At 69.2% G+C, this 14,274-nt stretch carries 9 protein-coding genes; 6 read left to right on the plus strand and 3 right to left on the minus strand.

The annotated features are described in order from the left end of the window. The first annotated feature begins 26 nt into the window (after positions 1-26). The 4 genes from ABD235_RS03360 to ABD235_RS03375 all read left to right on the plus strand — a co-directional run bounded on the left by ABD235_RS03360 (position 27) and on the right by ABD235_RS03375 (position 4,042). Positions 27-740, plus strand: coding sequence for a TetR/AcrR family transcriptional regulator (locus ABD235_RS03360; RefSeq protein WP_344169135.1), 714 nt, complete (start codon positions 27-29; stop codon positions 738-740). A gap of 58 nt (positions 741-798) precedes the next feature. Further along, positions 799-2,172, plus strand: coding sequence for an MFS transporter (locus tag ABD235_RS03365; RefSeq protein WP_344169138.1), 1,374 nt, complete (start codon positions 799-801; stop codon positions 2,170-2,172). Positions 2,173-2,497: 325 nt separating this feature from the next. Then, positions 2,498-3,472 carry a TRM11 family SAM-dependent methyltransferase gene (locus ABD235_RS03370; protein WP_344169141.1) on the plus strand — a complete coding sequence of 325 codons (975 nt, stop codon included), beginning with the start codon at positions 2,498-2,500 and terminating at the stop codon, positions 3,470-3,472. 93 nt (positions 3,473-3,565) lie between these two features. Then, positions 3,566-4,042 (plus strand): VOC family protein, encoded by a 477-nt coding sequence (locus tag ABD235_RS03375; protein WP_344169144.1) that lies wholly within the window; start codon positions 3,566-3,568, stop codon positions 4,040-4,042. Here the strand turns inward: ABD235_RS03375 and ABD235_RS03380 are convergent. Both ABD235_RS03380 and ABD235_RS03385 read right to left on the minus strand, forming a co-directional pair. Then, a complete protein-coding gene (locus ABD235_RS03380) occupies positions 4,035-5,378 on the minus strand; it encodes a M20 family metallopeptidase (RefSeq protein ID WP_344169147.1) in 1,344 nt (447 codons plus the stop codon). The two genes, ABD235_RS03375 and ABD235_RS03380, sit on opposite strands and share 8 nt — an antisense overlap. 13 nt (positions 5,379-5,391) lie before the next feature. After that, the gene (locus tag ABD235_RS03385) at positions 5,392-6,783 is read right to left on the minus strand and encodes a serine hydrolase domain-containing protein (RefSeq protein WP_344169150.1); all 1,392 of its coding nucleotides are present in this window, start codon (positions 6,781-6,783) and stop codon (positions 5,392-5,394) included. Between the two features lie 152 nt (positions 6,784-6,935). Here ABD235_RS03385 and ABD235_RS03390 point away from each other — a divergent pair, with 152 nt between their 5' ends. Next, positions 6,936-7,472, plus strand: a complete 537-nt coding sequence (locus tag ABD235_RS03390) for a dihydrofolate reductase family protein (RefSeq protein WP_344169153.1) — start codon at positions 6,936-6,938, stop codon at positions 7,470-7,472. Between the two features lie 86 nt (positions 7,473-7,558). Further along, positions 7,559-8,491 (plus strand): diacylglycerol/lipid kinase family protein, encoded by a 933-nt coding sequence (locus ABD235_RS03395; protein ID WP_344169156.1) that lies wholly within the window; start codon positions 7,559-7,561, stop codon positions 8,489-8,491. A gap of 48 nt (positions 8,492-8,539) precedes the next feature. Here ABD235_RS03395 and pulA read toward each other — a convergent pair whose 3' ends face one another. Then, complete coding sequence (gene pulA / locus ABD235_RS03400; RefSeq protein WP_344169159.1) at positions 8,540-14,260, minus strand: pullulanase-type alpha-1,6-glucosidase; 5,721 nt, start codon at positions 14,258-14,260, stop codon at positions 8,540-8,542. Positions 14,261-14,274: the final 14 nt, after the last annotated feature.

Here is a 14,274-nt window from a genome sequence, read left to right on the forward strand (position 1 = left end):
AGTATGGTGTTCGCTACAGTGGGCGCATGAACCAGTCGCCGTGGCAGCCGATCACTCCCGCCAAGCCGGCCCGCGCGGCGCGGGAGCCGCTCACCCGGGAGCGGATCGTCGACACCGCGCTGCACCTGCTGGTCGAGCAGGGCTACGAGGCCGTGTCCATGCGCAAGGTCGCCCAGGCGCTCGGCACCGGTCCGGCGTCCCTGTACGCGCACGTCGCGAACAAGAAGGAGCTCGACCAGCTGATGCTCGACCGGGCCGCGGCGGACATGAAGCTGCCGGACGCCGATCCCGAGCGCTGGCAGGACCAGCTCAAGGAGGCGATGTACGAGGTTCTGCGCGTGATGCGCGCCTACCCCGGTCTGGCCCGCGCGGCGATCGGTCAGGTCCCGCTGGGGGAGTACGCGATGCTCAGCACCGAACGGATGCTGGCGATCCTCAAGGCCGGCGGCGTCCCCGACCAGGCCGCCGCGTGGGCGGTCGACCTCATCCCGCTGTTCATCACCGCGACGGCCTTCGAGGAGAGCGTCCAGGGCGCCGCCGACTTCGCGCCGGAGGATCTCGAGGGTTTCGTCGAGCAGCTCCGCTCGTACTTCGGCTCGCTCGACCCGGCCCGCTTCCCGTTGACGATCGCCCTGGCCGGCGCGATGACCACCGGTGCCAGCGGCGACGAGCGCTTCGACTTCGGCGCCCGGGTGATCATCGCCGGCCTGGCCTCGATGGTGCCTGAAACAGACGCTTGATTGGATCGGCGCCCGATGGGCACCAGGGTTGTTGCCCAAGACAACCGAGGAGGAGCTCGTGGCCGCCGACCACTCCCAGCCGACCGTCGAGGCCGACCCACCGCCCGGAGTCCTGAAGCGGGCGATCGCCGCGTCCGCGATCGGCAACGCCACCGAGTGGTTCGACTACGGCATCTACGCGTACGGCGTGACGTACATCTCCGCCGCGATCTTCCCCGGCGACACCGAGAGCGCGACGCTGCTCGCGCTGATGACGTTCGCGGTCTCCTTCCTGGTCCGGCCGCTCGGCGGTCTGGTGTGGGGCCCGCTCGGCAACCGGCTCGGCCGCAAGCACGTGCTGGCGATCACGATCCTGTTGATGTCGGGGGCAACGTTGTGCGTCGGCCTCGTTCCGTCGTACGACTCGATCGGTCTGTGGGCGCCGATCCTGCTGGTGCTGCTGCGGATGATCCAGGGTTTCTCGACCGGCGGCGAGTACGGCGGCGCCGCGACCTTCATGGCCGAGTACGCGCCGAGCCGCAAGCGCGGCTTCCTCGGCAGCTTCCTGGAGTTCGGCACGCTGGCCGGGTTCTCGCTCGGCGCGCTGCTGATGCTGGGGTTCTCGCTGGTGCTCGGTGACGAGGCGATGGGGTCGTGGGGCTGGCGGCTGCCGTTCTTCGTCGCCGCGCCGCTCGGCATCGTCGGGCTGTACCTGCGCTCGCGGCTGCAGGACACCCCGGTGTTCAAGGAGCTCGAGGAGTCCGGCGAGAAGGAGGAGAACACCTCCAGCCAGTTCAAGGATCTGGTCGGCGGCTACTGGAAGCCGATCCTGCAGCTCGGCGGCATGGTCGTCGCGCTGAACGTCGTCAACTACACCCTGCTCACCTACATGCCGACGTACCTGGAGAAGGAGATCCATCTCTCCGCCGACCAGTCGCTGATCGTGCCGATCGTCGGGCAGTTCGCGATGATGTGCTTCGTGCCGTTCGCCGGCCGGTTCTCCGACCGGGTCGGCCGCAAACCGCTGTGGTGGGTCTCGCTGGCGGGCCTCTTCGTCGCCGCCGTCCCGGCGTTCCTGCTGATGGGCACGAACCTGACCGGCGCTGTCGTAGGGTTCGCGATCCTGGGCCTGTTGTACGTGCCGCAGTTGGCCACGATCTCGGCCACCTTCCCGGCCATGTTCCCGACCCAGGTCCGGTACGCCGGGTTCGCGATCGCGTACAACGTGTCGACGTCGCTGTTCGGCGGTACGGCGCCCGCGGTCAACGACTGGCTGACCGAGAAGACCGGCGACAACCTCACCCCGGCGTACTACATGATGGCCGCCTGCGTGATCGGCGCGATCGCGATCGCCAAGGTCCCCGAGACAACCCGCTGCCCGCTGAACGGCACCGAAACCCCAGGCACCGAGGGCGCGCCGCCGCCGGTCGAGCTGGAGCCGGCTAAGGCGTAGGGCGTTTCGGGCGGCCGTCGCAGGAGGGGGTGCTGCGGTGGGTTGAGGTGGAGCCGGCTAAGGCGTAGGGGTGTTTCGGGTGGCCGTCGCCGGAGGGTGTGTTGCGGCCGGTTGAGCTGGAGGCGCCCGAGGGGTTGCGGTGTGTCGGGCGGCGCTTGCGGTGGTCAGGGGGTGGTGGCGTTTCGGGCGACCACCGCCGAAGGCGGTAGGTCTTAGAGGGCGCCCGGCTCCCCGCGCACCTCCCCACCTGCCGGTGGGAGGATGGCCGCGGCCGCCCAGGACGGGCTGGTACGGTCGAGGACTGCACTCTTCTCAGGAGCTCACCTTGCTGTTGGACCGGCCTGTCCAGGACCAGATCGTTCTCACCACGGTCGGCGGTGCGGAGGACCTGATCGAGGGGCTGGACGTCGTCGGCCGCTCCGACGGAGCCGTCACCTGCCGGATCGACGGGCCGCTCCAGGCCCTGTACGACGCCCGGCTGTACATGACCGCCGCCGTCCCACTCGCCGACCCGGCCGCCGTACTGCGCTCGGCCGAGTCCGGCGTACTGTCCGCGCTCGAGGGCCCGATCCGGTTCCGGATCGCCCCCGGTACGCCGGATGCCCGTGCGCTGTGGGACCTGCTCGTCGACAAGCTCGGCTGGTCGGAGAACACCTCCGACTGGGCGGTGAACTTCGTCCCCGGTGTCGGCGGCTCCGGCTGGCTGGCCGAGATCGGCCCGCTGCACTGGTCGCGCCACTACCCGCCGGAGCTCGAGCGGCTGCCCTGGTCGACGAAGCCGGTGGTCGCGGAAGTGATGATCCGGCTCGCCAAGGTCGGCACCGAGCACCACCTGCTCGACCCGTTCTGCGGAACCGGGACGATCCTGCTGGCCGCCCATCCCTTCGCGTACGGCCGCCTGATCGGCTCCGACCGCGACGAGAAGGCCATCGAACTTGCCCGCGGCAACCTCTCCCGCGCGGGCGTCCGCGCTGACCTCTCCGTCGGCCCCGCCGAGAAGCTCGCCGTAGCGTCAGGCAGCATCGACCGCGTCGTGTCGAACCTGCCCTTCGGCAAACTCGTAGGCAGCCACGGCGACAACGCGAAGCTCTACCCGGCGATGCTCAAGGAGATCGCCCGAGTCTTACGCCCCGACGGCCGCGCCGTCCTGCTGACCGAGGACAAGCGACTCCTCAAGGACTCGGTCGCCCGAACCCCCGAGGTCAAGATCGTCCGCGAACGCCTGCTGAAGTACTCGGGCGCGACGCCCACGGTCTTCGTCCTCTCCGGCACCCGCAAACGCCAAAACCGCCGCGCGTAGCGGACACTTCCTGACCGCGACTGTCCCTAGCGTTCTCGGTGTCCCCAGCAAGGCGCCGACCTGGTCGGCGCCGGCCACCAGGAAGGCACCGAGATGACCGTCGCCCCGATTCCCGCCGGCTACACCAGCGTCACCCCGTGGATGATCTCGCGGAACACCCCCGCACTGATGGACTACCTGACCGCGGCGTTCGAGGCCGAGGACTGCGGCCGCGTCGTCGACAACCGGGGCGTGGTCGGCCACGCCGAGATGCGTATCGGCAACGCGATGGTGATGATGTTCGACGCCCGCCCGGAGTGGCCGCCGACCCCGGCGTTCCTCCGCCTGTACGTCGAAGACGCCGACGCAACCCACCGCCAGGCCGTCGCGGCAGGCGGCACGTCGGTCACCGAGGTCACCGAGCTCTTCTGGGGCGACCGAGTAGGCCGAGTACGAGACCCCTTCGGCAACCTCTACTGGATCCAAACCCGAGTGGCCGACCTGTCAGAGGCGGAGATGGCCGAGCGCATGAACGACCCGAAGTACATCGCCGCCATGGAGTACGTCCAGAGCGCGAACTTCTTCAGCTGAGGAGCCGGAGGGCCGTGAGGGTGTAGGCGCGGGCGGCGGTGACCAGTTCGGCGACGGCTACTGACTCGTCGGCTCGGTGGGCCTGGGTTTTCACCGAGCCGGGGCCGAGGACGACGACCGGTACGGCGAGGTCGCGGGCGATGTAGCCGCCGTCGCAGGCTGCGGTCCAGCCGCCGAGGGGGAGACCAGGGCCGCCCGCGGCGGCCAGGGCTGTGTCGGTGGTTCGTACGAGGTCGTCGTCAGCGGGGGTCTCGAAGGCGGGCATTTCCATCGGCATCGCGAGGTCGACGGTGAGTCCGCGGTCCTCGAGGCGCAGGGCGGCGACTCGTTGGCGGAGGTCGTCGAGTACGGCGCTCGGGGCTTCGCCGGGCAGCAGCCGGCGATCGGCCACCACTACGCACTCGGCCGGCACGATCGACCCGCCGGTGCCGCCGTTGATCTGGCCGACGCTCCAGGTCGCGGGCCCGAGCAGCGGATGCGGCGTGCGAGCCAGTTCGTCGTGCAACCGCTCGATCTCGGCGACGATCGCCGCCGCGCCGTAGATCGCGTTCGCACCGTCGGCCGGGTTGCCCGCGTGACAGGCCCGCCCGTGCACCTCGACCCGCAGATAGGAGTCGCCCCGCGCTCCGATGATCGTCTGGAGATCTGTGGGTTCTGTGGTGATGCAGCCGACGAAGGTCCGCTGCACGGACTCGACGTACGCGCGGATGCCCTTGCCGGTTTCTTCTTCGTCGACCAGTGCGGCCAGTTCGACCGGGCCGGACAGACCGACGTCTCGGAGCGCGGCCAGGGCGGCGAGGGACGCCGCCAGGCCGCCCTTCATGTCCGAGGCGCCGCGGCCGTGGAGGCGGCCGTCGCGGAGCTCACCGCCGTACGGGTCGGTGGTCCAGCCTTCGCCTACCGGTACGACGTCGGTGTGACCGAGCAGAAGCAGGCCGGGCTTGTTGCCGCCGGGCAACGTGATGCTGAGGTTGTTGCGCCCGGGCTCGACCTGCGCCTCCTCGACGTCCAGCCCGAGCTCCTCGGCGGCAGCACGCAGTACGGCGACTGTCGCCGCCTCACCGCCCGGCGGGTTCTGACCGGTTGCCTGAAGCAACGACTGGGTGAGCTCGACCAGCCACTGCTCGTCGATCCGGTCGAGCAACGCCTGCTCCGCCGGCGTGATCGCGGCATCCGCGCCCGCGACCAGGTTGGGATCCCTGCCCGCGACCGGCTGGGGATCCCCGCCCGCGTCCGGCTTGGCATGCCCGCCCGCGACCAAGTGGGAATCCTTGCGCGCGATCACGCGGGGAGCCTCGTGTGGCGTCGGCCCGTTGCCATCTGCATCGTCCGACATCGGCGCGGACCTTCTACTCGGAGACCAGGGTCTCGTCGGTGGTCCCGAAGCCGACGTTGTAGTTGATGCCGACCGACAGTCGCCCGTCGACGACCTGGCAGCGCAGCGTGATCACGAACGGCGTCTCCAGCAGCCGCGCCGTACCGACGAAGGTGTCGCCGTCGCCGTACGCCGAGGTGACGATGCGCTGCGCCGGGTCGGTCAGCGTGTAGGACTGCTCGGTCCAGTCGCCCGGTGCGAACGTGATCTCCTGCGTGCCCGACTCCCAGGCCCGCGCCGCAGTGAACGTGAAGGTCCCGGTGCCGTCAGCATCCAACCGCACCGCCGACAGACCGTGATCGTTCGCCGCGAAGGTGTACGTCTTGCCGTCACCCGGTGCGGGGGAGGGCCCGGTCGGCGGCTCGAGCTTCATCGTCGGCGACTCCCCGAACGAAGACACGACGACCCCGGTAGGGCCGGCCTCCAGCAGGGGCAGCAGGTGCTCCCAGATCACGTTCATCGTCGCCTGCATGTCCGGGGACGCGCTCGTGATCACCACCGCGGTGTCATGATCGGGCAGCACCAGCACGTACTGGCCGAACGCGCCGTCACCCCGGTACGAGTTGTGCCGTCCGCGCCAGAACTGGTACCCGTAGCCCTGCTTCCAGTCCGGGTTCTCCTCGGTGCTGTTGTCGACCTGCGGCGACGTCGCCGCCTCGATCCACTCGGCGGGGACCAGTTGCTTCCCCTCCCACGCACCGCGCTGAATCAGCAACTGGGCGAAGGCCGCGAGCGACAGAGTGTTCAGGCTCAGTCCCCAGCCGCCCATGTTGATGCCCTCGTCGGACGTCTCCCAGATCGCCTCGGTGATCCCGAGCGGCTCGAACAGGCGAGGCCGCAGGAAGTCGACCAGCTTCTCGCCGGACACCTTCTGCACGATCGCGGAGAGGATGTACGTCGCGCCGCTGTTGTAGACGAACGGCGCCCCGGGCGCGTGCTCGACGTCCAGCCGGAAGAAGCCCTGCACCATCCGCCCGGTCCGGCCGAGCCGGTCGGCGGTGTCCTTGGAGTGGCCGGTCGACATCGTCAGCAGGTGCCGGACCTCCATCGCGGCCAGGTTGTCGCTGATCTGGTCGGGCAGGTCGTCGCCGGAGAAGAACGACACGACCTTGTCGTCCACCGACAGCAGCCCCTCCTCGACCGCCAGGCCGACCGCCGTCGAGGTGAAGCTCTTCGACACCGAGAACAGCAGGTGCCGGTCGGTCAGCCGGTACGGCGACCACTCGCGTTCCAGCACGACGTGGCCGTGCCGCAGCACCATCACGGTCTGGATCTCCTGCTCGGACGCGTCCAGCGACGCGACGAAGGCGTCGAGGCCCGCGCTGGAAAGTCCCTGGTCGGCCGGCGTACTGCGAGGAAGGGTCACCTGAAGCACGTTAGCCGCCGCCACCGACAGTTTCACCGGGACTGGCGTGCCGTGAGACGGCCCCGAAAAACTTCCCGGCCGCGATGTCGATTTCGCCGACGGCCGGTCGACGCACAGGCAAGAGCACCCATCCAGACCCCAAGGAGCACCTCATGCGCAAGATCGTGGCCGGCCTGTTCATCTCCCTCGACGGCGTCACCGAGGCCCCCGACCAGTGGCACTTCCCGTACTTCGACGACGCGATGGGCGCCCAGGTCGACGCGCTCACCGCCCGCTCGGACACCATGCTGGTCGGGCGGCGGACCTGGGAGGAGTTCGCGTCGTTCTGGCCGACCGCCGACATGGAGATGGCCGCGCACATGAACGACACCCCGAAGCTGGTCGTCTCGACCACCCTCGAGAACGTCGACGCGTGGCAGAACTCCACGCTGGTCGAGGGCGACCCGATCAAGACCCTCGCCGAGCTGAAGGAAGGGCCCGGCAAGGACATCAGCGTGGTCGGGTCGTCGACGCTGGTCCGGTCGCTGCTGCGGGCGAAGGTGCTCGACGAGTTGCACTTGCTGGTTCACCCGATCGCTGTCGGTCACGGCGCCCGCCTGTTCGACGAGGGCGAGACGGTGCCGTTGGAGCTCGTCGAGTCGACCGCGTTCAGCACCGGCGTACTCCACACGGTCTACCGGCCGGCCTGAAAGGAGTAGTCCCTGGGTTTCTTGGGCACACCGTGGAATGCTGCACCTCCGATTCCCGCACGTTCCCCTGAACAGACAGGCTCCCGGTGAACCCAGAGACCCAGGACGACCAGCCCGCGCCGACCAGCCGGCTGCGCGCCGCGGTGATCCTCAACCCGATCAAGGTCGGGGACGCCGACGAGTTCCGCGCGAAGGTCGACGCGGCGCTGTCCGAGCGGGGGTTCGACGACTCGCTCTGGCTGGAGACGACCGAGGACGACGCGGGCTACGCGATGGCGCACCGGGCGATCGACGACAAGGTCGACCTGGTCGTGGTGGCCGGCGGTGACGGGACGGTTCGGGTGGTCTGCGCCGAGCTGGCGCGGACCGGCATCCCGGTCGCCGTCCTGCCCGCCGGTACGGGGAACCTGCTGGCCCGCAACCTCGGCATCTCGCTCGACCTCGACGAGGCGCTGAGCCAGGTGCTGGACGGGTCCGAGCAGCGGATCGACAGCGTGCTGGTCAAGGGCGACCAGCTCGACGACCGGTTCGTGGTGATGGCCGGTCTCGGCCTGGACGCCGCGATCATCGCCGACGCACCGGATGACCTGAAGAAGCGGGTCGGCTGGGCGGCGTACGTCGTGTCGACCGTGCGCAACCTGAACCACCCGTTCGTGAAGGTCGAGATCACCGTCGACGACCGGCCGCCGATCACCCGCCGGGCCCGCACGGTGGTGATCGGGAACGTCGGCACCCTGCAGGCGAACATCCCGCTGCTGCCGGACGCCAAGCCCGACGACGGCAAGATCGACCTCGTCGTCCTGGCCCCGCGCCGAATCAGCCACTGGCCGCGGCTGGCACTGAGCCTGGTGATCAAGTCCCTGAACGAGGGGCGCCACATCCAGCGCTACACGGGCCAGCGGATCCAGGTCAAAGCCGACAGACCGGCCGGCCGCGAGCTGGACGGCGACACCATCGAGAACGGCCGAATCCTGACCGCCGAGGTCGACCCCGGAGCCCTGGTCGTCCGCATCCCCTGAGAGGGGAGGGGAGCGGCGCCGCCCGGGTGGGCGACGCCGTCTTCCGCTCTACTTCTGCACCAGTACGGCGACCGTCCGGGCCGGCACCGAGACGGTCCCGGTTGCGGCGGTCCAACTCGTCTGCTTGACGACCGGATCAGCACCCCCGGCCTGGACCGGCGACAGGGCCAGGCCGGCTCCGGTCAAACCAGGGATCTGCTGGCTGACAGCCGAACCGGTGCTGTTGAAGACCACCACCACACCCTTCAGCGCCGGATCCACATTGGCCCCGACAGAGTCGTTGATGCGCATCGTGATGACACCCGGCACCGCCGCGGCCGTGCCGCTGAGGGGGAAGCTGACCTTCTGGTTGATCAGGTCGGCCGACCCCAGCCGGAAGAGCGGCGTCGAGAACCTGAGCTTCAGCAGATCCGCAGCCGCGGCGGAGGCCGTCGCCACCTCAGCGGCGGTCGGCTTCAGAGCAGGGTTGCCGAGCAGCGGCTTCATGTACGACCACTTGGCCTCGTTGTCCGGCTTCGGCGGCAGGCCGTGGCCGAAGCCGTTGTCCGCGCCGGTCCAGTCCAGCTGGTTGAACCAGTCGCCGGAGTCGTAGGAGTTCCGGTCCAGCGACTTGCTGCGTAGCAGGTCCGCGCCCGCGTGCCAGAACGACGGCGTCTGTGCCAGCGCGGTGGTTGCCAACGACAACGTGTTCATCCGGACCCGTTCGGCCATCGGCAACGAGGCCGGCAACTTGAAGGTCAGCGAGTCCCACAACGTTTCGTTGTCATGGGCATCCACATACGTGATGACCTCGTTGGGCTGATCGGCGTACCCAGCAGGCGACCCGTTGTAGTCCACCCCATCACCCCGTACGACGGCCCCGCCGTCCGCCGACTTGAAGGTGAACGCCCGCAAGTTGCCCGCCAGTCCGAGCTGCACCAGATCCGTGTCATGCGCCAACCGCTTCGCCCGATCAGCCGGCGACCCGTTCACCGGAGCACCGTTCGGATCGCTCGCCGCACCCGACCCGAACCCCTGCACCCGCGGGTCCTCGTCGAACGGCCCACCACCCCGCACGGCGTCCCGCAGCCGGTCGGAGAACGTCGCGATCCCGGTCCCGCCGAGGTTGCCCTGCGTCGCCTGCTCGAACAACGCGTTGTTCGCGACCTCGCCGAAGTTCCAGCCCTCGCCGTACAGGAACACCTTCTTCCCGTCGACGCCGTCCCGCGCCACGGTCAGCTTGTCCAGCGCCGCGCGGACCTTCAGCATGTTCGCCTTGCTGTGATGCCCCATCAGGTCGAACCGGAACCCGTCGACCTTGTAGTTGCGGGCCCACGACACCGTGCTGTCGACCATGATGTTCTCGGCCATCGCGTGCTCGGTCGCGATGTTGCTGCAGCACGTCGACGTCTCGACCCCACCGGAGGCGTTCAGTCGCTGGTAGTAGCCGGGGACAACCTTGTCGAGTACCGACGTCGGCGCCTGCCCGGCGGCCGGCGTGTGGTTGTACACCTGGTCGAGCACGACCCGCAGGCCCGACTTGTGCAGCCCGCCGACCATCGTGCGGAACTCCGCGACCCGGCTCAGCCCGTCCTTCTGGACGGCGTACGAGCCCTCCGGCGCAAGCCAGTGGTACGGGTCGTACCCCCAGTTGAAGCCGTCCTTCGCCGCGACCGCGGTGACGCACGCCTGCTGCTGCTCCGAGTCCGGCGGCAGCGCCTTCAGATCGCAGGCCGGCTTGTCCTGCGCCCCCTCCGGGATCGAGGCGATGTCGAACGTCGGCAGCAGGTGGACCGTGTTCAGCCCGGCCTGCGCGAGCTTGCGCAGGTGCTTGGTCCCGGCGCCCTCGTCGGCGAACGCCAGGTAGGTCCCACGGTGCGCGGCCGGGACCGTGGTGTCGTTGATCGAGAAGTCGCGCACGTGCAGCTCGTAGATCGTCGAGTCCACCGACCGCGCCAGCGACGGCACCGGAGTCCGGGACCAGAGCACCGGCTTGCCCGCGGGATTGTCCAGATCCACGGCCACCGAGTACGCCGAGTCGGTGGTCAGCGCGACCGAGTACGGATCCGTGACCACGTTGGCCTCGACCTTGCCCGTGCTCGGCGCGTACACCGTCACCTCGTACCGGTACTGCGCGCCGGCCCACTGCCGCCGCCCGTCCGCCGTCCACGAGCCGTCGGCACCTGGACGCATCGGCAGCTTCTGCGCCCCGATCAGCAGCGACACCTTCTGCGCCGTCGGCGCCCACAGCGTGAACCGCGGTACGCCGCCGTGCCACGTCACGCCGTACGAGCGGCCGACCGCCGCGCCGTACACGTCGTCCAGTACGCCGGGGATCTGCACCCCGGTCGCGTCGAGCAGCCGCCCGGCGTCGTCGTACTGGGCGAGCCCGAGCTGACCCTTCAGGATCTTGCGCACATCGGCGTGGTCGAGTCGCAGCGCGGTGTAGCCCTTCAACGCGGGGAACCGGGTCAGGATTTCGGACGGCAGGCCGCGAGGATCGACTCGCAGCCCCGACGACGAGCCGCCGATGTCGTCCGCGTCGACCGCGAGCCCGCCGGTCGGCGACCAGTGCAACCGCCAGCGCGACCGCTCCGGGTGACCGACCGGCGGTACGGCGAGCAGGTCCTTGCCGACCCAGTGCGCCTTGGCCTGCTTGAGATCGGGCTGCGCGCCCGGCTTGGAGGTCGTCACGGTCAGCAGGTGGGTCGCGAGCACGTACGAGAACGTGACGACCAACCCGTCGCCCGGCACCTGGATCGGGATGTTGCCGCCGGTCGGGCTACCCCCGACGCCGTAGCTCTCGTCGAAGGAGAGCCCGTGCGCGACCTTCGCCTCATAACTGCCCGCTCCCAACTCGCTCGTCGACCAGGTGAAGGTGCCGTCGCCGTCCTGATCGGTCAACCAGGGGCGCATGCAGTCAGGCGACCAGTCGGCCGGGCAGCCCAGCTCGGACTGGAACGAGCCGGGCACGGTGACGATCGGGCCCTGCGCGTCCGACGTGACGAAGTGCCGACCGTGCTCGTAGTAGAACGTGGTCGGCGTCGCGGGCGCGGTGTAGGAGATGTTGGCGCCGTTGAGGTTGCCGCCGGCCCCGTAGTTCTCGTCCCACGTCTTGTTGATCGCGGCCTTGTAGGCGTGCTCACCGGCCGGGATCGGGTACGTGCCCTTCCAGACCTTGTCCTTCGGGTCGAGCGTCAGCTGCGCCTGGTCGCAGTCCGGTGACCAGTCCGCCGGGCAGCCCATCTCGCTGTTGTGGTCGCCGGGCACGCTCACGTTCGCGGGCTGCGTGACCGGACCGGTCCCGCCACCCCCACCTCCGCCGGGCGCCGGCGGGTCGCCGACCACGCCGTACGAGCCGGAGACGGAGTAGTTGCCGGACGCATCCTTGAGCACGGCCCGGTACTCCAGCAAGGTGCCCTTGGCAAGCTTCGTCACGTCGTGGAAGACCCGGTACGGCGCGTTGTCGTCGGAGCCGAGTCGTTGCCACGTCGTCGTACCGACCGGGCGGACGCCGTACGTGACGGTGACCGGCGTGTTCTCCGGCACCGCGGCGGCGATCTCGGCGCGACCGCCGACGGTCGCTCCCGGCTCTGGGGAGCTCATGTACACGGCCGGCGCCTTGGAGCGGTACGGCACCTTGGACAGCGCCTGGTAGACCGTGACGGACAGCGGCGGCTGGGTCAGCGTGGCCCGGCCCTCGCGGTCGGTGCCGAACGACTTCGTCCCGCCGTACACGGGCCTGAAGACCTTCGACCCGTACGTCGGGACGGTGGCCGTCTTGGCGGTGGTCGCGTTGTTGGTCACCACCAGGTACTCGGTCTTGTCCGCGCCGAGCCGGCTGAACGCGTACAGGCCGCCGGCGTTCGACGAGTACCGGTGGATCTGGGTGCCGTTGCTCAGCGCCGGGTACTTCGCGCGGAGTTTCTGGAGCTCCGCGATGTGTTTGTACATCGGCGCGCTCGTGTTGAACGAGTCCTTGCTGCCGATCGTCGACGTCCCGGTCCCGTCCACGACCTCGTCGTCGGCGTACTCGGTGGTCTTGGTCGCGAACATGTCCTGCCGCGCGTCCTTGTCGCCGCCCGGCCCGGTGAAGCCCTGCTCGTCGCCGTAGTAGATCACCGGCTGGCCGCGGGTCAGGAACATCAGCGAGTGCGCGAGCTTGTCACGCTGCAGGAGTTCCTGACCTGCTGCCCCGGCCTGCTTGAGGAACGTGCCGACTCGGCCCATGTCGTGGTTCCCGAGGAAGGTCGGCAGCTGGTACGCGTTGGAGTCGGCGTCGGTGTAGTAGTCGTCGTTGGCGTAGAGGTCTCGCAGCTTCGTCGAAGGATCGCCCTTGGCGAAGGCGACGGCGTTCTGCTGGAACCCGAAGTCGAGCGTCGCCTGCAGCGCGCCGGAGGTCGTGTACGTCGACATGAACTTCGGGTCGGCGTCGTAGACCTCGCCGAACATGAAGAAGTCCTTGCTGCCCTTGGCCTTGGCTGCCTTCAGGATCTCCGGCGAGAACTTCTGCCAGAACTCCAGGTTCACGTGCTTGACGGTGTCGATCCGGAATCCGTCGATGCCGAGTTCGGCCCAGGTCTTGTAGACGTCGATCATCCCGTCGCGGACCTTCGGCTGCTCGGTGAACAGGTCGTCCAGCCCGACGAAGTCGCCGTACTCCGCGCTCTCACCGGCGAAGGTCGAGTCGCCGCGGTTGTGGTAGAGCGTCGGGTCGTTCAGCCAGGCCGGCTGCTTGACGGTCTCGTCGGCCGGAGTCTTGAAGACCGGCACGTTCGGGAAGCTGGTGTTGCGGTCCAGCGGCGGGAACGTGTCGCCCCCGGCGTACTGCTTGTCGTCGAAGACCGTGCCGTTGGCGTCCTTGTACGGCGAGGTCGCCTTCGGGATGTAGCCGTACTGGCCGGACTGGTAGGCGATCACGTCCGCGGTGTGGTTGGTGATGATGTCGAAGAAGACCTTCATGCCCTTGCCGTGGGCGAGCTGGATCAGCTTCTGCATGTCCGCGTTGGTGCCCAGGTGCGGGTCGATCTGGGTGAAGTCGGTGATCCAGTACCCGTGGTACCCGGCGCTGACGTCGGCGCCCGAGCCCTGGACGGGCCGGTTCTTGAACGACGGGGTCAGCCAGATGCTCGTCGTACCGAGGGACTTGATGTAGTCGAGCTTCTGCATCACGCCGGCCAGGTCGCCGCCGTGGTAGAAGCCCTTGTCCGCCGGGTCGAGCCCGGTGGTCAGCCGGTCACCGGTCAGCCCGCCGGCGTCGTTCGACTTGTCGCCGTTGGCGAACCGGTCGGCCATCAGGAAGTAGAAGCGTTCCTTGGTCAGGTCCTGGCGCAGGCTCGGACTCGCCAGCGCTTTGTCCGCCGGGGTCGGTGTCGGGCCGGCCAGGTCGACCGGCGCGACGCTGACCACGTGCGTGGTGTCGTCGTAGCTGAACCGCAGCTTGGCGGGGCCCTCGAGCGTGAGCGGGATGTTTCCGCCGTTCAGCACGCCGCCCGCGCCGTAGTTCTCGTCCCAGCCGCCGTTGACGGTCACCTTGTACTCGTAGCTGCCGGCCGGCACGTCGAACACCTTGCTGTACGGCGCCGCCGCCCCGAGGCTGGACGCCGCACACCCCGGGTCCCAGTCCCCGGCACATCCCAACTCGCTCTGCAGCGACCCGGCGAGCGTAATCACCCGCTCGGCGGACGGTCCAGCGGGCGCCGCCGCCGGCGTCCCCAGTCCCACCGCCACCACGGCGATCGCAGTAGCCCCAGCCAGCCAACGAGCACGGCGCACGACGAACCTGAGCATCGCGGGTTCCCCTC

The sequence above is a fragment of the Kribbella lupini genome, from assembly GCF_039529595.1.
Lineage (GTDB): Bacteria > Actinomycetota > Actinomycetes > Propionibacteriales > Kribbellaceae > Kribbella > Kribbella lupini.